We start from the raw sequence: 21,436 nt of genomic DNA, 5'->3' as shown, positions 1-21,436 counted from the left end.
TTGTATTTTCACAAAAAAAAGAAGCTTATGCGCCCAAGTGTACGTATAAGCTTCTTTATGTATACTATAATATAGTGTTTGATGATTTAACTCCCAAACCTCATGTGACTACGAAAGTAGCTCGTTGGTAAATAGCGTTTGGTTCAGTATCTCCTCTTTTTCTAATTCATGGTTGACCAACCAATGTAGAAATGCATGAACCCGTGCAGGCTCCATGAACCCATGTTGTCCGTTTTCGCCAAAATGAGGAGCAGTTACAGCTAAGGTTTGCGCTAGGTCGATATGGATTCGATCCCTTTCTGAGACCACATTTTTTAAAATTGCCGTCGCTTCCTCGGGGTGGGATTGGGCGAAAGCATACCCTTTTTGTGTTGCAGCGATACATTTTTTATACACTTCTTTGTTGGCATCGAGTTGTTCTTTCTTGGCAATAAGAACGGGTGAATAACCATACGGAATGCCATAGGCAGCAAGTTGAAAGGATCGTAGCGCTATCCCACGAGAGGCCGCTTCGACGCCTTCCCAATTGTCAAAAATCCAGGTGGCATCGGCTTTTCCTTCCAATAAAGTATTCCAAATGCCTAGTTTTTCGGGATAACTTACCGTAAAATCCCCTTGACCGCCGTCGTGGCGAACCAACTCTTGTACAATGGTATCTTCGTAACGGGCTTTGTAGGAAGCATACGTTTTGCCCACCAATTCGCGGGGACTATTGATCCCCGAGGAGGCCAAGGTAGTGATGCTGCTTAAATCGGATTGCAGTAATGCATATACGGCGATAGCGTCTACGCGGTTGGATTTGTTGTTTAAACTTATAACTGTTTCCAATGGGGCAAGGGCCAAGTCGGCAAGTCCTAACTCCAATTTTTTGCCCGGGGTGATTTGATAATCATCCTCTTGGGGGTTGAGGAAAGAGACCGTAAGTCCCAATTCGTGATAAAATCCTTTTTCTTGAGCGATGAAAAAGCCAAGGTGATTGACGTTTGGGGTCCAATCGAGTGCAATTTTTAAAGTTTCCATAAGGGATAAAAACGTAATGTTGTGGTTTGTACCCAAAGATAAATGGGAAAAAAACAGCAAGCGACGACTTTAACGATTGTTTAAAAATTGTGGGACAACTTCAGTGCTTTATCCAAGCTTTTTTAATAAATAATTGATGATGTAACACGCTATTCTCGAACCAGTTGCGCCCATTCATAGAGTCCCAACACAATGACCCACAACGCCATCAATAAGGTTATCAAGGGATTGCGAACATGTTGTAGAAAAATTAGCAATAGTAAGGCCAATCCCGAAACTACCGATAACGTACCTGTGATGAGGCGGATAACAGTATTGGGAGGGATACTTCGAATGTCGGCATAGCCACTATAGCCCAAGAGGAAGCCGTAAAGCACCAAAAGGCCATTGGCTATAAGTGTAAAATGATCACGGAAAATCCCCAACGACCACATGCTAATGAATCCGCCAATACCAGCGATGGCCAGCATAAATTTGGTAAGTATCCAGAACAAATGGGTTTGTAAAAAAAAGTGCTTCATGGCTCGCAATACAATCGCTAAAATAGGTTGCTATTAAAACCGAATTGCAAAAATAGACTTTTTGAACGAAAGTCAAAAAAATCGTACATAGGGACTTTGATTCCTTGAGAATACAATTCAAAATAGCGTACATAAGGGCTTAAACGTAAGCGAATTCTTAACCTTTTGGCAACAAATTCATTGCGTCAAAAAATAAAGCTTGTTGATCGATAAATACGGTATGTCCACAACGCTCCCAGCTTTTGAAATGCCCTTGGGGAAGCAATGCTTCTAGGGTTTGTCGTTGGGTTTTGGGGTACAAACGGTCGTCTTCGCCATACAATCCGAAAACGGGGACTTTTTTTTGAAGCACTTGCCGGATTAAGTCGTACATTTTCATTTGGGTATAGGCATCATTTCGGTGAAATCCCAACGGCGCTTGTTCGGTCATGGCATTGCCCCAGCGTTTGTAGTCGGGATGATCCACTAAGGCGGTATAGCGTTGTTGGGCTTGTGGAGTCGGGTTGGGTGTGGCATAAAATCCGTTGCGTAGGGCGTGCATGAAACAATAGGAGGCAAACAGCATCGAATGCGGGGCCATTTCTTGTAAAAGACCTAAATACTTTAGGTTGACCAAATCTTCTTTGGCTTCATAGATGGTTTTGCACTGTGCAATGATGTGTTGAAATGATTCTTGTAAATCGAGAGGCGCACTGATAAGAACCACCGAACTCACCATTTCGGGATGCGTACGGGCGAATTTAAGCGCGAGAATTCCACCGAAACTATGGCCTAACAAATGCGCTTTGGTGACCTTATACTGTTCGAGTACACTTTGCATGTCGGCGGCGGCTTCGGCCAAAGAGAATTCGGCATTGGGATCGGTACTGCGCCCCTCCCCACGGCGGTCATAAACGATAACATAGTACCCTTGTTCGGCTAGTAGGGGTGCTGTAGAGATTTCAAAACTCGCACAATTATATCCAGGACCACCATGTAAAAATAGCAAGGCCGGGTGCTGCGGATTCCCAAAGGCTTTGGTGTAGAGGGTTTGGGCATCAACTTTTGGAACTAGACACAATAATAGTAAGAGTAAGCGTATGTTCATGCTATTCAATAATCAGTTATACATCTAAGATAAGCATTGTTGCAAAAAATCAACCCCTTTTTCAATCACCTCCTCCGGCACTTCTTTATGCGGATTGTGTTGCACTCCCGGTATCAGCCACGCTTGGGCAGGTCCCGAACAGTGCGCCACTATGGTTTTGACTTGTTTTGGGGTGCCAAATTCATCGTCTTCCCCTTGAATGATAAGGGCAGGACAAGTGATTTGGGGTAAAAAGTCGGTGATGTCCCAATCCCGAAACATAGGCGCTAACCAGGTTTCGGTCCACGCTTTTACCATAGCATCGGTATTGGCCCCGTGGTATTTGGCCAAGCGCTGGGGCAAGTCGGTGGTATTGTAGGCGGCTTGTGCGGCGCGAATGCCAGCCAAGGTAACTTCCTCCACAAATACATGCGCTCCTTCTGTGATGATGGCTTGGATGCGTTCGGGAAATAAAGCGGCTGTTAGCAAGGCAATGGAACCCCCGTCGCTGTGTCCAAAAAGTAGGGCTTGGTCAATGTTGTGTTCGACTAAAAGCTGATTTAGCACAACTGCTTCGTGTTCCAAATAATGTTTGTCCCGCACTGGATGGGCAAACGGTCCCGATTTCCCATAACCCAAACGGTCGTATACCAAATAATTGCATTGGGACGCCGCCGCTAGTCGCTCTGGAAAATCCCGCCACAATTCGACACACCCTAACGAATCGTGCAAAAACACGAGGGTAGGTCGGTTGGGGAACGGGGAGTGGATGTGGAGGTTTAACAAATTTTGAATTATGAATTATGAATTATGAGTTTTGAATGATGAAATAGTGTTAGGATATAACTTTTTGATGGATTTGCTCTAAGTTGTCATCTCGATCGTCCAAATAAATTGAATTGTGCATTTTTTCTAGCTTTGTAAGGACTTGATGCATGAATTTTAATTCAAATTCAGATAAAGTTCCTGATACAATTTCAGTCACCAATTGCATATTTGGCATGACTTGTAATAATTCAGACTTTCCAAGAGGGGTAAGTCGTAAATAGACATTTTTTTTGTTGATTTCATTTTTATATTCTTCCACTAATCCTCGCTCACGTAATCGTTTTATTATTTCAGTACCACTCGTTTTTTCAGTAATTGTCTTTGCAAACAATGCCGATTTGGTGAGGTCAGGTGTCATGATTAGGTTGATTAGAAATGCAAACTCATCAACCGTTTGGATTTTGGAGTGAACTAACGCTTTTTTGATGTATAATCGCGCATACTTAAAAAGGTATGTTAGAAGAATGAGCAAATCTCTTTTATCTTCATTTTCATTTTCCATTACCAAGTCCGGTTGTTCAAAATCACTCTGCATCAAGGGGCCAATCGGTTGAGACTCCCTATACTTAATTTGAAGAAAAGCGGCAAATGCCTGCGGTGTAAAGGTTGTTATACCTGAATCGCCTTGAGTAAATTCAAAAAAATCATCCAATAAATGGTGAAGTAATTCGGGTGCTTTCATACTAACAAAGATAGTTTTTATACGTAAACAAACAAAAAATAACGTTAAAATAATTTAATAAGACGTAAATGTACTATATTTGCCAAAAAATAATTCAAAAACATACAATTTATGCGATTACTTATTTACTTTTTCATGTTCTTATTAGGTGGTCAATGGCTACTAGCGCAAGAGACGGGAGTGCTTTCGGGTAAAGTTACTGGTCCAGTAGGTGAGCCTTTGGCTGGAGTTACCATAGTTTTGGATAACACCTCTTTTCAGGTTTTAACCGATGCCGAAGGAAATTTTCAATTAAAAGCAATTCCCCCTGGAACTTATAATTTGACGGCTACTTTAAACGGGTATGAAGCACAAACTCTTTTTCGCATCATTATTCAAACCTTTGGTAATCCGGAACTATCCATTAGTTTGCAACGGGTAGCGGTTCAGTTGGAGCAGGTAGTTATTTCTAGTTCTAAACTCAAGCGTACCAAGGAGACACCTTTATCAATTCAATCCTTGTCGGGAGTTGAAATTGCAAATTACCCAGGTTCTAATAATGATGTTGTTCGTGTAGCACAATCTTTACCTGGCGTTTCTCCCTCTCCGGGTGGTTTTCGCAATGATTTAATTTTGCGTGGGGGTGCACCCAATGAATCTGTTTATTATTTGGACGGTATGGAAATCCCGAATATTAATCACTTCAGCACACAAGGAAGTGCAGGAGGTCCGGTAGGAATTCTCAATGTTTCTTTTATTGATGATGTTTCACTGTCTACATCCGCTTTTGGTGCACAATACGATAATCCACTTTCTGGAGTTTTACAGTTCAAACAACGCAATGGTAATGCTTCACAATTGAAGACCAATATACGTGTGAGTGCTTCCGAAACTGCGCTTACGATGGAGGGGCCTTTATGGAAAAGAGGCAAAGAGAAAAGCAATACTACTTTTTTAGCCTCGGTACGCCGAAGTTATCTCCAATTTTTATTTGAAGCCATTGGACTGCCCATTCGTCCCAATTACTGGGATTATCAATACAAAGTGACTCACAAGCTTAATGATTACAATGAATTATCGGTGTTAGGGGTGGGTTCAATTGATTCCTTTTCTTTAGAAGCCGATGGTGACTTAAGTCCGAGTGAGCAAGCTATATTTGATCAATCGCCCTTTATCAATCAGCGAACCAATACAATGGGAATTTCATGGAAACGCCGATTTGCCGAAAAGAAAGGGTTCTCTTTGACGACCTTGTCGCAAAATTATTTCAAAAATGGATTTGTAATTTATGAAAATACGGCCACAAAAACAGGAATTATTTTGGATAATCAAGCCACTGAAAAAGAACTAAAGTTACGCCATGAGACTACTTTTTACTGGAATAATTGGAAGTTGAATACGGGTTTCAATATACAGCGTTCTGATTATACAAATTCAACTTTTGACCGTAATCAAGGCCAATATTCAACAGTGATTGATTTTTACAAGTATGGTGTGTTTGGAAATGCTAGTACCACTTTGGCGAATGGTGTTTGGGATGTTTCATTAGGATTTCGTCTCGATGATGATACTTTTTTGTCGTCTGAATTATGGGAAACTTTTTCGCCACGAATCGCTACGTCTGTTCGTTTAGGGAGCGGATGGCGTTTTAATGCAACATGGGGGAATTATTTTAAAATTTTACCCTACACCGTATTAGGGTATCGCGATGTTAATGGAGCTCTAACCAATGCTAATGGTCGTTATACCCAGAGTATGCATTGGGTAACGGGTCTTGAAAAATCATTGGGAAAAGCGGCCAAAGTAAGTCTAGAAGCATTTTATAAACGCTACAAAGATTATCCAATATCGCTTACCGATGGCGTGTCATTAGCGAATAAAGGCGGCGGATTTGAAGTATTGGGAAATGAGGCAATTTCCACCACAGGAACAGGTCGTTCGTACGGGGTTGAGTTACTTTTTCAACAAAAATTTGAGAAAAACTTCTTCGCTATTGCATCCTATACATTTTTTTATAGCGAGTTTACAGGTTTAACGGGTACCTATTTGCCCTCAGTTTGGGATAGTCGTCATTTATTCTCGTTAACTTCGGGTTACAAATTTAAACGCAATTGGGAAGTGAGTATGCGAAATCGTTTTGCTGGACGTACTCCTTTTGTACCCGTTAATCGCCAAGAAACCCTTGCTGCATATCCTGAAATTATTTTGGATTACAATCGATTGGGTACCGAAAAATTAGCTGTATTTAATCAACTAGATATTCGAATTGATAAAAAATGGAGTTTTAAATCGTTTGCTTTGAATGTTTTTATTGATATCGAAAATGTACTCGGTCAACGAATTCCACAAGTTCCGCAATTTGGACTAGAACGTAACGCAGATTCCTCTATTGTTGAACCCCGAAATCTATTACAAATAGATAACTCCAACCGAAATATTATTCCTACGCTTGGACTTGTCGCTAATTTTTAATCAAAAAAAAGTAATGAATATGCCCTAAAGTTAGCCGTGCTTTAGGGCGTATTTATTTCATAAAAGTCACAGCAACAATCTTCCCCTCTTTGACTTCATAGATCGCGACGCCTCCAAAAGTAGTTGCATTGTATTGAACCGATTCTTCATCAATCACAAATGCCCCGCGGACGATTCGTTTGATAACGGTACAGTGCAAGGTTTGGGCGCTGTTGAAGAATTGGGCATATTGTTCCTGCATTTTGGCTTTGCCTTCTACCTCGAGGGTATTGGGGTAGGTGTAAATCTTTACATCCTCACTGAAGCAGTCCATAAAAGCCTTAATATCTTTTTGGTTGTAAGCTTCCAGTTGCTTTTGAGCCATTTGTTCGGGAGTAGGCGTTTGTGCAAATGCTGTTGCACATGTACATAGGAGAAGGAAAACTATTTTTTTCATAAATTCTTAGGTTATAATTCTTTGGCTAAAAAACGTGCGGTATGACTTTTTTTGTTTTTGCTAACTTCTTCAGGAGTACCAACACACAAGATTTGACCGCCGCCTTTTCCGCCTTCGGGGCCGACGTCGATGATGTGATCGGCCAATTTGATGACATCTAAATTATGTTCGATAATCAACACCGTATTGCCTTTGTCGACCAACTTCTGAATGACTTCCATCAACACACGAATGTCTTCAAAGTGCAAGCCTGTGGTGGGTTCGTCCATGATATAGAATGTATTGCCCGTATCTTTTTTGGACAATTCGGTCGCCAATTTGATCCGTTGCGCTTCACCACCCGAAAGGGTTGTACTTTGTTGTCCTAAAGTGATGTATCCCAATCCCACGTCTTGAATCGTTTTGATTTTTCGGTAGATTTTCGGAATGTTTTCAAAGAAATCCACCGCTTCATCTACGGTCATGTTCAGTACATCGGAAATGGATTTTCCTTTGTAGCGAATTTCCAAGGTTTCCCGATTAAAGCGTTTGCCTTGGCAGGTTTCGCATTCGACATAGACATCGGGTAAAAAACTCATTTCGATGGTGCGTACTCCCGATCCTTCACAGGTTTCACAACGACCGCCCGATACGTTGAAACTGAAACGGCCAGCTTTATAACCGCGAATCATCGCTTCGGGGGTTTGGGTGAAAAGGGAACGTATTTCTGAAAACACGTCGGTGTAGGTCGCAGGATTGGAGCGTGGGGTGCGGCCAATCGGACTTTGGTCAATGTCGATGACTTTGTCTACATGTTCGAGTCCTTCAATTTTTTTGAACGGCATCGGACGCTTCACGCCATCGTAAATGTGCGCATTTAAAATAGGGTAGAGCGTTTCATTGATTAAAGTTGATTTTCCACTGCCTGAAACTCCGGTCACGCAAATCAGTTTCCCCAACGGAAATTCAGCGGTCACGTTTTTCAAATTGTTACCCGAGGCGCCTACCAATTTAATCGTTTTACCATTGCCTTCCCGACGTTTTTTGGGTACTTCGATGGCCATTTTACCGTTTAAGTACTGAGCGGTAATGGTGGTTTCCTTCAACAATTCGTTGGGCGACCCTTTGCTGATGATTTGTCCCCCAAACCGTCCGGCTTTGGGTCCGATGTCAATCACATAATCGGCTTCTACAATCATGTCTTTGTCGTGTTCGACCACTAAAACCGAATTCCCGATGTCGCGCAAGCTTTTTAAGGAATTGATCAAACGTTCGTTATCGCGTTGATGGAGCCCAATACTGGGTTCGTCCAAGATATAGAGCACGCCTACCAATTGCGAGCCGATTTGGGTCGCCAAGCGAATGCGTTGCGCTTCACCGCCGGAGAGCGATTTCGAACTGCGGTGTAGGGATAGATAATTGAGTCCGACGTCCATCAAGAACTTCAAGCGGTCGTTGATTTCCTTTAGGATTTCGGTGGCAATCACCTTTTGTTTTTCCGAGAGGGTTTGGGGCAAGGCTTGAAACCAATCGGTCAACTCAGCAATGTCCATAGTGGAGAGCTCGGCGATGTTTTTCTCGTTGATTTTAAAATACAAGGACTCTTTTTTCAAGCGGGCACCTTGACACTCTGGACAGGATATTTCATCCATGAAGTCTTTGGCCCAACGTTTAAGCGAAGTCGATTGTGCATCGTCGTGTTGGTTTTTGATAAAGGCAGCGATGCCTTCAAACTCGATTTTGTATTCTTTGGTCACGCCTGCTGCTTTGGCTTTGACGGTAAACCGTTCATTGCCGCCATTGAGGATCATGTCCATGGCTTCCTCGGAAATCTTTTCGATGGGATCGGTCAGTTTGAATCCAAATTTTTCACCGATGGCTTCCAGTTGTTTGAACATCCATGAGTTTTTCAATTCTCCTAGCGGTGCCAGTCCGCCTTTGGCAATGGAGAGGCGGGCATCGGGTATGATTTTTTTGAGATTGATTTCATGTACTGTTCCGAGGCCGTTGCACTTTTCGCAAGCGCCTTTGGGGGAGTTGAACGAAAAGAGGTTAGGTTCGGGATTTTGGTAGGAGATGCCTGTGGTGGGACACATAAGGGTGCGGCTAAAAAACCGAACCTCTTGCTGCTCCTGTTCGATAACCATCATTACATTTTCGCCGTGGTACATGGCGGTTTTGATGCTTTCGGCGAGGCGTTTGTGGGTGTCGTCGTCGTTGGCGGGTACCATGCGGTCGATGACGATTTCGATATCGTGGGTTTTGTAGCGGTCGAGTTTCATTCCGGGAGTAATGTCTTTGATTTCCCCGTTGACGCGGACCTTTACAAAGCCTTGTTTGGCGATTTGTTGAAACAGTTCGGCATAATGTCCTTTACGCGCCCGAATGACCGGTGCGAGGATGTTGATGCGTTTCCCTAGAAACTGTTCGATGATGAGGTTTTTGATTTGTTCGTCGGAGTAGGACACCATTTTTTCACCGGTGTTGTAACTGTAGGCTTCTCCTGCTCGGGCAAAGAGCAGGCGGAGGAAGTCGTAGATTTCGGTGATGGTCCCCACGGTGGAGCGGGGCGATTTGCTCGTCGTTTTTTGTTCGATGGCGATGACAGGAGAGAGTCCGTCGATTTTATCCACATCAGGACGCTCGAGTCCCCCGAGAAATTGCCGTGCATAGGCCGAAAACGTTTCAATATAGCGGCGTTGGCCTTCGGCGTAAATGGTATCAAAGGCGAGGGACGATTTCCCCGAGCCGGAGAGACCGGTAATGACCACGAGTTGTTCCCGCGGAATGGTTAGGTCAATATTTTTAAGATTGTGTGCGCGAGCACCAATAATTTCAATGGATTCGAGTTGTTCGCTCATGATTTTTTGGGAAAAAGCAAAGGTAGTGATTTTGAGTGATTGGTGATTAGTGATTAGTGACTAGTGATTAGTGACTAGTGATTAGTGACTAGTGATTAGTGACTAGTCGTTAGACTTTAGACGTTGGACATTAGAATTAGGTACGATACTTGGGGAGGAAATTGAAATTTGAAATTTGAGATTTGAGATTTGAGATTTGGAATTTGGGATTTGGAATTTAAGAGTTGAAATTTTGATTATTGAACCCTAGTTGATTTTTAGCCCCGAGTGAGGCATTGTAGGAGCTCTTGGAGCGGAGCGGAAAAGCGACTGCCGAAAGCGGGAGGGGGCGTGATTGGAAGTCGATACGTGTTGCTCTATAAAAAAATAATCAATCGTATTGGGATTTTCACCGAAACGACTGATTTACAGCTGAATTTATCTTAATGTAATTTTCTATTTTAGCTAAAAATTTAATTTCATGCCGCTGAATTGTTTTTATCTTTTTGAGAATTTTTACAAAGGTTTACTGTTTTCCCTTGTTTGCTTTCTATTATGGTCTCTTTTTAAGAAAAGTGGTAAGAAGCCAATTCGAAAGGAAAAGTATGAAAATTATAAAGAAACATTAGGATGGTATTTTAGATTTAAGTTATATCTCATGGTCTTTTATTTTTTAATAGTAGGGATACTCTCTTTTTGTATTTCAATTTCTTTTCTTTTACGGTATTGGTGGTGTGTAGGATGATTATCCTTTTATTTATCTTTTCTCATAGTCCATTAACAAATGATTTTTTGTGTAGTATAAATGGGCCTATATTATTTTGATTTAACTTAATTACTGCTAGAATTGCTTGTTAAACTTTTTGTGTTTTCCTTATATTTGAAAACTAAATAACAGCAAGAAACATGAAATTATTAGGTATCGGTTCCCGAATTAAGCATGCTGAACACGGTTTGGGCGTAGTGACGAATGTAACGTCAAAGCATTATTGGGTAACGTTTATAGAAAGTGGTTTGGAGACCATTGACTTGGATGAGTCCGTTGAGGTGATTGAGGCGGTTGATGGCGAAGTAGATACCGTGAGTTTTTATGAGGTGGAAAAAGTGATGAAGAATTTGTTGCAACGTTGGAGCGACTTGACGCCGGCTGTGGCGATTGCCGATAAGTGGAAAGGCGGGAAATTGGTGATGGAACCCGGCACGCCAACCCAAAGTAAGGAAGTGCCGATTGATACCTTTTTTCATAAGATTGTGATGGTGCGCGACCGTCTGCGGGTAATGGAGCAAAAAATCAACGCGAGCAACCTTGACGACGCCGAGAAAGTGGAATTGCAGCAATACATCACCCGTATTTACGGCAGTTTGACCACATTCAATGTGTTGTTTAAGAGTCAGAGCGATTATTTTGTAGGGGAGAAGACGAAGTAGCAGTGGGCAGTGTTCAGTGTTCAGTGATCAGTAATCAGAATTCAGTGTTCAGTAAACAGTGTTCAGTGATCAGAATTTAGTGAGCAGTAACGTTTGCAGCTTGTGAAGTTGGTGATAAAGCGAAACGATTATTCCTTACTAAGATTAACGTTTTCTTGTAAACTTAACATCAACTTTATACTTTCGAGTCATCGCGGCTTTAGACTTTTGCTCAGTTTTATAATAATCTAGCAAAGTTATATTTATTGTAGTCTATCAAGTCTTTTAAGATATCGCCTCGAGCCGAAATGATTGTATTACCCTCTTGTAAATAGGTTCCAATTATGCCGTGCTTCTCTGTGGCCAATACAACCAAATCTAGTTCTTTACCTCCAAAAAAATCACTAAGCCTAATCAATTTTTCTATTCTGAATATTTTCACATTTATGTTTTTGTCAACGTTTACCGTATTCTCTAAAATGCACTTGTAGGTCTTGGTAAAATCGTTACAATTAATAGTTATCGTCCTTAGTTCATTCTTTTTACATTTAAAATCCAAGAAAACAAATTCTTCAGCGTTTACATCCAAAAACTTGAGGTAAAATTTATTATCGTAAATTCTGGCTTTTTGTTTTACAGATTCGATTTTTGAGGTTACTCTAAATTGACAACTAAAACTAAAGGAACCATCTTCAAAAATTGTGTCAGGATGAAATGGGTTTTCTTTTTCATAACCTCGAGGCCAGTTCTCGATACGATCATTTTTTTTCGAGCAGCTAGCGATTACAACTATGAAAATGAAAATGGGAAAAACCTTAAATTTCATGGATTAAAAATTTGTTTTTGATCTTGGAATGCCACTTGCCGACAACAGCTATAAAGCGAAACGAATTTTTCTAACCAAGTTACATGTTTTGTTTCGTACCGTTCGCTCCGCTCGGGTCGAGAAAATAGGTTGCAAGCGAAGAAAATCGAGTCGTAGTGGCTTGCGGTTTTTCAGCTGTTTTATTTATTTAAAATGTAATTTTCAGGTAAGCAAACATTATTTTCAGATTTGGTAATAATGATTTCTACAAATTTATCAATGTCTTGCTTATTAAATTCTTTTGTTTGTATCGAAATATCACTTTTTGTTTTAAAACTAAGATTTAGATTTTTAGAATATCTGTCAAATGTTATTTCTGTCAATTCTGATAAATCCCTTTCTATTTTCCATGGCCCATTCAAAATCAAATTTCTATTGTTTATAAAAATTGTATAAGGTTGCTTTTTTCTGAAAACATAAACCATTACTATGTCAATAAATGGATATATCCAAAGAATAAGAATTATAACAAATAATTTTTTATGTTGATTATCAAATACAATTAATCCAGTCCAAAAAATCGCATTAAAGAGATTTCCAAATTTTAATTTTCTACTATAACTACGAATTTTAAAGTCAGAAATAAAATCTTTATTCAAAATAGAAAATTCCATAGAAATTATAATTGTAAAAATTATAGCCACTAAAAAAACATTTAAGGAAATAGGAAAGTTCAATTCCATTATTTGTCCTGTAAATAGAATTACATAGAATAGGACTAAAATAATTATCATTTTCATGTAACTACTGTTAGCAAAAATAGCAGTCAACTTTCGCATAAGTAAGAATTAACTTGTTTCCTTTATTTCTTATTTATTGACGGGTAATCGTATAATTGAATAGTTACCTACCTTACTCATTCACCCCAATTTTGTGTTTTTTTAGAATAGAATTAAACAGTTCCAATTGATTGGCTTCTTTCATGACTTTATATATCTTACTGATAACACGTTCGGCATCGGTACGGTAGGCTGAGTTTTGTTCTGAATAGAGAACAAGGGCTTGACACATATTGTCTAACGCTTTTTCTTGATCGTTTAAATTGCCGTGGTAAATTAATCCAATGCCGTAAAACACTTCGGGGTTGTTGGGGGTAATTTTTGCCAACCGTTCATAAGCTTTAATGGCTTTTTTATATTCTCCTTTATAACTATAAGCGACTGCCATATTTTGAAGGGGCATCGTACCGTTTGGGTCTATTTTTAAGGATTTTTCATAAGCCTTTATGGCTTCGTCATATTGGTTTAAACGCCGGTAGCAAATACCCATATTGTCATAGGCAAAGGCAAATTTGGGATCAAAAACCACTGCTTTTTCATAATTCAAAATTGCAGCTTTAAAGTCCCCTTTTTGGGTTTCTTCTAATCCTTTTCGGTAGAATTTCATGGCTTCTTCATTACGCGATAACGAATATTCACTCATCCGATCATTAATTGCCAGTTTGGTTTTTAATGCGGGACAATTGTCCATTAAATATTCTTGTAACTCATAAAAATACTTCTTATACGATTGGGATTCTTTGTTGGTGTTGATTTCAACATTCGTTGATTTCTCACCCGACTTTTCCGCTTGTTTCTGGGCATCCGATAGTTTGACGATCATTTGATAAGCCATTACCTTATCGTCAATACATGCTTTGATTTCAGCGTTAATACTGTCCCTGGATTTGCTCCCTGTTTGAATACTGTCAATACATGTGCAAATTCCATCTCCCGTACTTTTTTTGAAGTCGATATTTAAGTCGGAAAGTTTGACTTCTTTGCTTTTTTCATCCTGAGCAGAAACAGTAACTGTAGTCAATAACACTAACGTTAGTGTGTAAAAATGGCGTAACATAGGCGAATAATTTTGGTGAAATTACGATTTTTTGTTGAGGATAAAAAGTGTAAAGGGTAAAAGTGTAGATGCGTGTAAAAGTTATATACGTTCCTGTTTAAAGTGCCCCGAACTCATAATTCATAACTCATAACTCATAATTCATAATTCATAATTCAAAATTATTCTATCACCAGTCCTTTCAACGTACTGCGATAGGTTTCGAGTAAGGCGCATTTGTCGACCAAGCCATAGTATTTTCCCGATTTCAATACGATTAGGGTAGGACGTTGGGCGTGCTCAAATTTTTCCATAATCAATTCCATCCCGTCGTCATGGTGGATTACCGTATCGACGGGTTGCATCCACTCTTCAATCGAGCCAAATTTGACGCGATAGGTGTTGAAAATAAATGTTTTTAGGTGTTGAAAATCCAAAATACCTACTACACGCTGTTTTTCGTCAACGACTGCAAATAAAGACTGTTTTGAGGTTTGTAGCGCTTCAATGACTGCTTCCACAGTATCGGTGCGTTGAAATGTTCGGGTTTCGGTTTGTACTTGGGAAAGAAAATCAATTCCCAACAATACATTTTTGTCTTTGTCGCCCGTGAACACTTCGCCTTTATCGGCCAAGGCTTTGACATCCATGGAGTGTTTTTCAAATTTTCGCGATACGGCAAAACTAATCGAGGAAACCATCATCAACGGCACCATTAAGTCATAACCGCCCGTGATTTCTCCAATCAAAAAGATGGCCGTCAAAGGGGCGTGAAAGAGTCCACTGAGAATACCTGCCATTCCTACCATCGTAAAATTCGCCAAAGGCAAATCATGATGGATTCCCGTAAGGTCCATGGTTTTGGCCACCACAAAGCCCAAATACGAACCCACAAACAAGGAGGGGGCAAAGTTTCCGCCATTTCCTCCCGAGCCTAAGGTAAGTCCCGTGGCGATCGATTTCAAGAAGATAACCACACCTACAAAGGCAAGCACTACCCATTCGTTGGATTTTAAAGGCTCGAGCAAGGTGTTGTTGAGCAATACTTCGGGTTGGGCATTGGAGAGCGATTTGATACTCTCATAGCCTTCTCCAAAAAGCGTTGGGAAAAAGAAAATCAATACGGCTAGCATCAAAGCGCCGATCAATGCTCTTCGATACGAATTCAAGCGATACCTATGGAAGAAATGTTCTACCCGTCGGAAATTACGCGCATGATAGACCGAAACCAATCCGGCCACAATCCCCAACAAAATATAATACGGAATATTATGGTAATCAAAAGGTTTGATCGCTTTAAAACTCAGCAAGATGTCTTGACTCAACAGTACATTGGAGGCCAAAGCCCCTGTCGCAGCGGCAATCATAATCGGAATAAAGGCCGAAATCGATACATCGGTGAGTACAACCTCAATGGCAAACAACACGCCCGCAATCGGGGCATTGAAAGCGGCCCCAATCCCAGCAGCCACGCCACACGCGAGCAGCAGAATGCGGTCTTTTTGGGAGAGCTTATACTTCTGCGCGTAATTCGACCCAAAAGCGGCGCCCGTAATGGTAATCGGACTCTCTAGTCCCGCCGAGCCCCCCATGCCCACGGTCAAAGAACTCGTGATGATTTGCGCATACATTTGTTTCTTGGGTAAGATGCCTCCTTTTTTGGCTACCGCATAGAGAATTTGTGAACTCCCTTTTTCAAGCGAACCGTCCAAGAATTTTCGAATAACAAAAACGGTGAACACAATGCCAATAATGGGAAAAATACTGTTGGCATACGGAAGTTTTAAATACTGATTGACATAGGTAGCCATCAAAAACACATGATGGGCAAAATGTTTAAGTACAATCACCGCTAAAGCACAGGAAATTGCAACAGCCACACAGGATAGATACAAAAAACTTCGTTCCGACAACACTGCTTTGGCCCCAAAGAAGAGGGCTTCTAAGCGGCGAAGATTTTTTCGTAAAAACAATAATACCGTCGCTGTTTTTCGGGTGGGCATACTACAATCCTTGAATGACAAAGGTACGTTTTTTCACGTCAAAAAAAAGGGAACCGAAGCTCCCTTTGTTTAGTTTAATCGCAACATTTCAGTGGTAATATGCACACTAGGCATGGATAGAAATTGCAAATCTTTATGTGTGAGGATTTCGGTTTGAAAAGTTTTTCCCTTTAGTCTTCTTTTCACTTCGATAACTTTTTTCTCTTCAGAAAAAAACAAAGGTTCTTCAAGCGAAAGCGATTCCATGCCGTTGGTGATGAGGTAGAATAGCGTGTTTTTTTCAAAACCCATATCATTTCGATACACGAAGCCTTCATAAACACATACTAAGGTAGGAAAAGAAAATCGAGCCCCCACAATGTAATGATTTCCGCCAATAACGGTAATGGAATTGGTTTCTTTGTCGGTTAAACAAAGGACATTTTCCAGGGAATTCCCATTTTTTTCATGTAAATACAATTTGATCTTATCTACTGGAAATTTCCAATCAAATAAAAGCGTGAAGGCAAATTCACTCGAACCTGATGCTTGGCTCCAACACTGGATGGACCATAGAATGCATACCCAAAAGACTTTCATCACTGCTTATTATAAATTCAACAATTTAATATCACCCGCAGGGGTCACGATATAATAGCGGTTGTTGCGAATAATGGTGTTTTTCGGCAGTTGGTCTTCTTTGAGTTTGATGCGAATGGTCAAATCGTAAAAGGCTTGAATGGAAGGTTCGGCAATATCACCGTTGATGACAAAACTGTGGTCTTTCATCAGTGCGGGGTTGTAGTATTCGGTACTGTTTTTCTTGATGTCGTTTACCGAACTTTTGGGGTCGAAATTGGCCGATGCTTGGGCATACGCGGTGTATTTACGGTAACTTTCCATGGGGTACGACACGTTGAAACCCTCTTGCAAGATTTTTTCTTTTTTACTTAAATCCATATTCATGAGCAACGAATAATTGGCCGTCATCTCTTTAAATTGCTCCAAGGCCTTGCGTTGCATTTGGGCCCGAATTTGATCAAAATTGACCGTAACATAATCGACTTTGGCCAAATCGTAAATTTCATTTTTTCCACAAATGGAGATGATTTTATCCATGTCGCGACTGGTGCGAAAGCGAATAATGAGGTTTTTTTTCAACTCAAAGCCCGAAGGTTTCTCATTGTAGGTTTTAGGATTGAAAATTTTTTTCTCTACCGCATATTCATACGTTGGAACAAACGAAATCATATCGGTCATCACCACTATGTCTTTGCTGTAGGCATCCAATTCCTTAATGACATTGTTGATGCGTTCGTCCATTAAATTGGTGGCTTCTTCGGCCGATTTTCCCAATTGCAATACGCTGAAGGTGGCGACTTGTGTAGTTGCTTTTTCGTTGTAAATCCCTTTGATGACAATCACCATTTCATTTTCAGTACTCGAGGTGGTTTGTAGGGTATTGACCCTATTGACGCTGTAGGGATTGTTGCCGTAGTTGGCATTGCCTTTTTGAAGTTCGTAGTTAGCGTTGCCCGATGCTTCGGTATAATTCGCATTGCCTGAATGTTGAGCGGTGGCCCATAATGTGGTGCAAAGGGTTGCTGCTAAAATTACTTTTGTGTTCATGTGATTTGATTTTTTAAAATTTGATGATCCAAAAGTAGTAGGCTGGATTTCCAACCTTTAGTAAATCGACTTTCTCTTTACTGTAAAGTTATTTGGTTATTTTTACAGTGAATTTACAGTGAACTTTCCACAGAAATTTTCATTGTGGCCCTACCTTTGATCCGCGGCATGAATGAAATGCAACATTTTCAGGAATTGAAACGACGAGTGCTTGAGCGCTACCGTCAGGATTACCCGTATTTTCAAGGGGACTGGAAAACGTTTTCTTCGCAGGATATTTTGAATCTAATTGCTTTATTGGAAAGGGAATGCAAGGAAACAGTAAGCGAAAAGTGGATTTACACCCATTTGAAACCCGAAACAAATACAAAGTTGCCCCGCAAAAACATGCTCCATGTGTTGTGTCGTTTTGTGGGCGTGTCGGGTTGGGATGAATTTATTTTTGAACCTGTCACTATCGGTTCAACAGTTGTTTCAAAGGAAGAAACGAAACGTTCAAAACGAGGATATCTGTGGGGAATAGGGATGGGAGTGCTTCTGTTGGCGGTTGCCTATTTTCTTTGGCCTGAAAAAAAAGTAACGAAAATGCCTCCCATAAAATTGCAAAACCAATACACCCAAGAAGCCGTGGACAGTTCGGAGGTTCAAGTGTATGATGCAACCCAAACCGTAGGGGCACAACCGTTGACGCCGCAACAGTTTGAGGAAAAAGTGAGAGAAAAACCCCTAACGGTCTTCGTGAAAAGTCCGTTTTACAAAGATACAATCGTGCAGATTCCCCCAACTTCCTCGGTTCAATCGCCGCCCGTAGTGGCGTTACAACCCGATGATTACGCCATGATGGTAAAAGCCTTTTTGAAAGCCGATATCACCGATTGGCAAAAACGCAAGACGCAATTGCAACAGATTCTTTCGGAAGATTTGGAAGTGATGGTGATGTTGAAAGGAGGGTTAGGAGCGGAGTTTTACAACAAAGCCCAATTTGTACAAAAGTTAACCATACCCACGCCGGTATTAAAACGGTGGGAAATTGTAGATATAAAAAATGAACCCGACGGAAAGCTCAAAGTGATCCGTATAAAACAAGAGTAAGCATGCGCAGCGGCATTGTATATATCGTTTTTCTATGGTGTGCATCGGTGTGGAGTCAGGCGGCTACAGAATCGATGAAAACCACCAACGAACAATCGTTGAAACAGGTTTTTGCAGCGCCTGTTTTGCAAGCTTATCAGGAGAATTCAGATATAAAAATTCAAGAATTGTTCTTTTACCTCCAGCAGCTTACCCAACCCGGTCTCGAACCATCGTTGCGCCACGAAATGGAAACCGCTTGTTTGGCTTTATTTGTTAATGAAGAAACCTTAGTCGTAGACCTTACGTCACCAACGCCAACACTTCTTCCAATTGCAACCTTACTCCAGAAATTGGCGCAATCCGCTCCAATCCAAATTACGGTATCAGAACGCGTAAAATATAATACAGTAACTTACCGCAGTTGGACATGTGGCTATACCATTGGTTGTGTCCAAAACGGGAGCTCGAGAGAATATGCAATTTCGCAGATTGTTTTTTTTCAATTACTTCCGCAACAGTTTGGGGCACATCAACAACAAACCTATCAGTACCGATTAGGAGCTATGGAGTTACGGTAAGTTTCGTAAAGCTTCGCGCTTGCTCAACGGTTTTAATTTTGTATTTTCTACAAATTCACGCACGCCATTTGGATTAAATCGGCTGTAATCACGAAGTGCCCAACCGATGGCTTTTTGGATAAAAAATTCGTTGGAATCTTTATGTTTGAAACATTCAGCTTTTAATAGGTCGAAGTCCGTTTGAGCTTTGTATCCCAATTGAAATATGAGGCCACTGCGGTTCAACCATAGCGATGGAGCAGCCGAAAACCGTTCGATCACCCCTGAAATAGCTTCAGGATATTGTTGTAAATACCCGCCCAACAAATATTTGGCGATAAAGTCAACGGTATCCCACCACGAATGGGTTACTATCAAATGTTCAATGAGTTGTATATCCTCGGGGGAATACTTTTTTTTCACCGCTTTGTAAAAAAGTTCCATCCCACAATAGTGCAATTCCCTGTAAGGTTGCGCAAAAAGTGCTAAAGTAAAGGTGCGGAAATTATGTTGAATGGATGCTTTGTTTTGGGCATACCAACGGTTGAACAACTCCCTGCGCAGGGTAGCTTTGATTCCAAAGAATTCAAAATGATTTTTCATATACGCCTTCATAGGGACGGCGTTTTCAGGATTTTGGTGCTGTTCAAAAAGAAGCACCAATTCATCAAGCGGATGCATTGGTAAATTGTTGGTTTAAGGTTTCTCGCTTTTCTCGACAGGCGAGTTCCAATTCGTCGAAAAAAGCAAAAAATTCGTTTTCAAATTCGCTGTAAAATTCTTTTAACTCGATTATGGCCTCATGCATTTGTACGCGTTGTTGGGTGCGGCGGTCCATTTGAAATAAAATTTTTTCTAAACCCTCCAACGAGGCATAACTCACCAACCAGTTTCGAGCAATCATGTAGGGCACCATATGTTGTGCTTTTTCGGTGAGCCAACTGTGTTTTTCTTTTAGTAAAGCATAGAAATCGGCGGCATATTCTTCGAGTGAAGTAGCGGAGTATCGGTTCCAGTTTTTTGCTAAAAAATGATCGTAAAAAATATCCATGATCACCCCTGAATAGTGTCCATACTTCGCATGCAATCGGTGTTTGCTTTGACGGTATAACGGATGAGTATCGGTAAAGCTATCAATGAAGCGGTGCAAAAGAATACCTTTTTGCAACTCTTGTGGAAGATTCTTGTACTGAGAGCCACGCACACTATCGGCCATAAAGTTTCCAATCCGCAATAAATCGGAAGCACCAGAAAGGTAAATGTGGGCGAGGAAATTCATAAAAAAAAAGTTGCTCTCAGGTAAAGATAGCAACTTTTCAAAGAATTGATAGTATAGATTTGTTAATTGATTGCTTGTTGAAGCGAATTTTCGTTCGCCGTAGGAGCTTCGGGTAAGGGCTGTTCCAACACCACTTTTTTACGGTATTGTTGCAAAGCACCTGCCGGTTCGGGTTGTAAATATCCATCTAACAAATGGATGGCAATAGCCCCAAGGGATTTGTGTGTATGAAACGCTAGTTGTTGCAAGGTGCGCATCTCCACGGGGAGTTGATACTCTTTTGCCAAGGCCAAACAAAACCACAAAAATTGAGGTTCCGTAGCTTCAAGCCACATTGGTAATTGTGCAGCAATCCATTGGGTTTGTTCGCGATACAAGGCCACTACGTTTTGCATTTCTTCTTCGCTAAATGCATGAGGATAAATGCGCAACGTATCGGGTTGGTAATTACACAGCTCAATTAGAGTAGCTAATGCAGAAATACGTATCGACGGCGCTCCATAAAAAGCGAGTTGAGTTACAGTATCTTTTAATTGAAGGCTGGGAATCGCTTTGGCATATTCCAACGTTTCTAAAATTACAGCTTCGTTTCCGCTTGATAATTCTTTAACGACAAAGGCGTCCAAATTCCACTCTTTAACAAGTGCTGTCAATTTGGATTGATTGGCTTTGTTACGGTAGGGAGAGGCGGGTGCCAAAAGTTTTCGTAAAACCAAGCGACAAGCGTCGGGTTGTTCTAAAAACGTATGTTTAAAATGGTCGATTTCTATTTGTGATTCTACCGTATCCCATTCATCCGCAAAATAAGCAGAAAGAAAATTACTCAGTGCCACCTGTAGCTCGGGCCGATCAACAATAGCCTCCGGCGTGGTTTTGGTGCGAAAGAAAAACGCATACACCATATACAATACCGCCAAACCTGCACAAACAGGTAAGAGTACAGCGCCCCAATCGGTGGCTGTAATTTGTTGGTAAAAGGATAATAGCGTGTAGGCGCGCATGGGT

General features: G+C 40.9%; 20 protein-coding genes. 4 read left to right on the top strand and 16 right to left on the bottom strand.

The window, feature by feature from the left end; translation table 11 throughout:
* Positions 1–108 precede the first annotated feature (108 nt).
* The 5 genes from BUC17_RS05905 to BUC17_RS05885 all read right to left on the bottom strand — a co-directional run bounded on the left by BUC17_RS05905 (position 109) and on the right by BUC17_RS05885 (position 4,117).
* Complete coding sequence (locus BUC17_RS05905; RefSeq protein WP_073362555.1) at positions 109–1,020, bottom strand: ABC transporter substrate-binding protein; 912 nt, start codon at positions 1,018–1,020, stop codon at positions 109–111.
* 149 nt (positions 1,021–1,169) lie between these two features.
* Entirely contained in the window at positions 1,170–1,541 is a 372-nt protein-coding gene (locus BUC17_RS05900) for a hypothetical protein (protein ID WP_073362554.1), read from the bottom strand.
* Positions 1,542–1,698: 157 nt separating this feature from the next.
* Positions 1,699–2,628 (bottom strand): alpha/beta fold hydrolase, encoded by a 930-nt coding sequence (locus BUC17_RS05895; protein WP_073362552.1) that lies wholly within the window; start codon positions 2,626–2,628, stop codon positions 1,699–1,701.
* 24 nt (positions 2,629–2,652) lie between these two features.
* Positions 2,653–3,393, bottom strand: coding sequence for an alpha/beta fold hydrolase (locus BUC17_RS05890; protein ID WP_262489252.1), 741 nt, complete (start codon positions 3,391–3,393; stop codon positions 2,653–2,655).
* A gap of 49 nt (positions 3,394–3,442) precedes the next feature.
* Positions 3,443–4,117: a MarR family winged helix-turn-helix transcriptional regulator gene (locus BUC17_RS05885; RefSeq protein ID WP_073362549.1), complete on the bottom strand. Its 675-nt coding sequence runs from the start codon at positions 4,115–4,117 to the stop codon at positions 3,443–3,445.
* 111 nt (positions 4,118–4,228) lie between these two features.
* Between BUC17_RS05885 and BUC17_RS05880 the strand changes: the two genes are divergently transcribed.
* Entirely contained in the window at positions 4,229–6,568 is a 2,340-nt protein-coding gene (locus tag BUC17_RS05880) for a TonB-dependent receptor (protein ID WP_073362547.1), read from the top strand.
* A gap of 52 nt (positions 6,569–6,620) precedes the next feature.
* Here the strand turns inward: BUC17_RS05880 and BUC17_RS05875 are convergent, their stop codons facing one another.
* Positions 6,621–7,004: a nuclear transport factor 2 family protein gene (locus BUC17_RS05875; protein WP_073362545.1), complete on the bottom strand. Its 384-nt coding sequence runs from the start codon at positions 7,002–7,004 to the stop codon at positions 6,621–6,623.
* Positions 7,005–7,015: 11 nt separating this feature from the next.
* Positions 7,016–9,844, bottom strand: coding sequence for an excinuclease ABC subunit UvrA (gene uvrA / locus BUC17_RS05870; RefSeq protein ID WP_073362544.1), 2,829 nt, complete (start codon positions 9,842–9,844; stop codon positions 7,016–7,018).
* A gap of 885 nt (positions 9,845–10,729) precedes the next feature.
* Here uvrA and BUC17_RS05865 point away from each other — a divergent pair.
* Positions 10,730–11,251 carry a hypothetical protein gene (locus tag BUC17_RS05865; protein ID WP_073362543.1) on the top strand — a complete coding sequence of 174 codons (522 nt, stop codon included), beginning with the start codon at positions 10,730–10,732 and terminating at the stop codon, positions 11,249–11,251.
* 217 nt (positions 11,252–11,468) lie between these two features.
* Here BUC17_RS05865 and BUC17_RS05860 read toward each other — a convergent pair whose 3' ends face one another.
* From BUC17_RS05860 to BUC17_RS05835, 6 genes are all read right to left on the bottom strand, one after another.
* Complete coding sequence (locus BUC17_RS05860) at positions 11,469–12,056, bottom strand: hypothetical protein (RefSeq protein WP_073362542.1); 588 nt, start codon at positions 12,054–12,056, stop codon at positions 11,469–11,471.
* A 179-nt stretch (positions 12,057–12,235) separates the two neighbouring features.
* On the bottom strand, positions 12,236–12,835 hold the full coding sequence (locus BUC17_RS05855) for a hypothetical protein (RefSeq protein ID WP_073362541.1): 600 nt from the start codon (positions 12,833–12,835) through the stop codon (positions 12,236–12,238).
* Between the two features lie 112 nt (positions 12,836–12,947).
* The gene (locus BUC17_RS05850; protein WP_083544767.1) at positions 12,948–13,931 is read right to left on the bottom strand and encodes a tetratricopeptide repeat protein; all 984 of its coding nucleotides are present in this window, start codon (positions 13,929–13,931) and stop codon (positions 12,948–12,950) included.
* 161 nt (positions 13,932–14,092) lie between these two features.
* Positions 14,093–15,913, bottom strand: coding sequence for a chloride channel protein (locus BUC17_RS05845; protein ID WP_073362538.1), 1,821 nt, complete (start codon positions 15,911–15,913; stop codon positions 14,093–14,095).
* 69 nt (positions 15,914–15,982) lie between these two features.
* Positions 15,983–16,492, bottom strand: coding sequence for a hypothetical protein (locus BUC17_RS05840; protein ID WP_073362536.1), 510 nt, complete (start codon positions 16,490–16,492; stop codon positions 15,983–15,985).
* Positions 16,493–16,501: 9 nt separating this feature from the next.
* Positions 16,502–17,521, bottom strand: a complete 1,020-nt coding sequence (locus tag BUC17_RS05835; protein ID WP_073362534.1) for an SIMPL domain-containing protein — start codon at positions 17,519–17,521, stop codon at positions 16,502–16,504.
* 144 nt (positions 17,522–17,665) lie between these two features.
* Between BUC17_RS05835 and BUC17_RS05830 the strand changes: the two genes are divergently transcribed.
* Both BUC17_RS05830 and BUC17_RS05825 read left to right on the top strand, forming a co-directional pair.
* Positions 17,666–18,613: a hypothetical protein gene (locus tag BUC17_RS05830; protein WP_143161730.1), complete on the top strand. Its 948-nt coding sequence runs from the start codon at positions 17,666–17,668 to the stop codon at positions 18,611–18,613.
* A gap of 2 nt (positions 18,614–18,615) precedes the next feature.
* Positions 18,616–19,173 (top strand): hypothetical protein, encoded by a 558-nt coding sequence (locus tag BUC17_RS05825; protein WP_143161729.1) that lies wholly within the window; start codon positions 18,616–18,618, stop codon positions 19,171–19,173.
* On the opposite strand, the gene BUC17_RS05820 is transcribed toward BUC17_RS05825, so the two are convergent.
* The 3 genes from BUC17_RS05820 to BUC17_RS05810 all read right to left on the bottom strand — a co-directional run bounded on the left by BUC17_RS05820 (position 19,165) and on the right by BUC17_RS05810 (position 21,432).
* Entirely contained in the window at positions 19,165–19,833 is a 669-nt protein-coding gene (locus BUC17_RS05820) for a DNA alkylation repair protein (RefSeq protein ID WP_073362529.1), read from the bottom strand. The two genes, BUC17_RS05825 and BUC17_RS05820, sit on opposite strands and share 9 nt — an antisense overlap.
* Positions 19,820–20,431, bottom strand: coding sequence for an acyl carrier protein phosphodiesterase (locus tag BUC17_RS05815; protein ID WP_073362528.1), 612 nt, complete (start codon positions 20,429–20,431; stop codon positions 19,820–19,822). The genes BUC17_RS05820 and BUC17_RS05815 overlap by 14 nt, the downstream gene beginning before the upstream one ends.
* A gap of 62 nt (positions 20,432–20,493) precedes the next feature.
* Positions 20,494–21,432, bottom strand: coding sequence for a hypothetical protein (locus BUC17_RS05810; RefSeq protein WP_073362526.1), 939 nt, complete (start codon positions 21,430–21,432; stop codon positions 20,494–20,496).
* Positions 21,433–21,436 lie beyond the last annotated feature (4 nt).

This window comes from Flavobacterium fontis (assembly GCF_900129405.1).
In the GTDB taxonomy this organism is placed as follows: Bacteria; Bacteroidota; Bacteroidia; order Flavobacteriales; family Flavobacteriaceae; genus Flavobacterium; species Flavobacterium fontis.
Note: the sequence above shows the minus strand (reverse complement) of the source record. Positions and strands in the feature narration are given on the sequence as shown.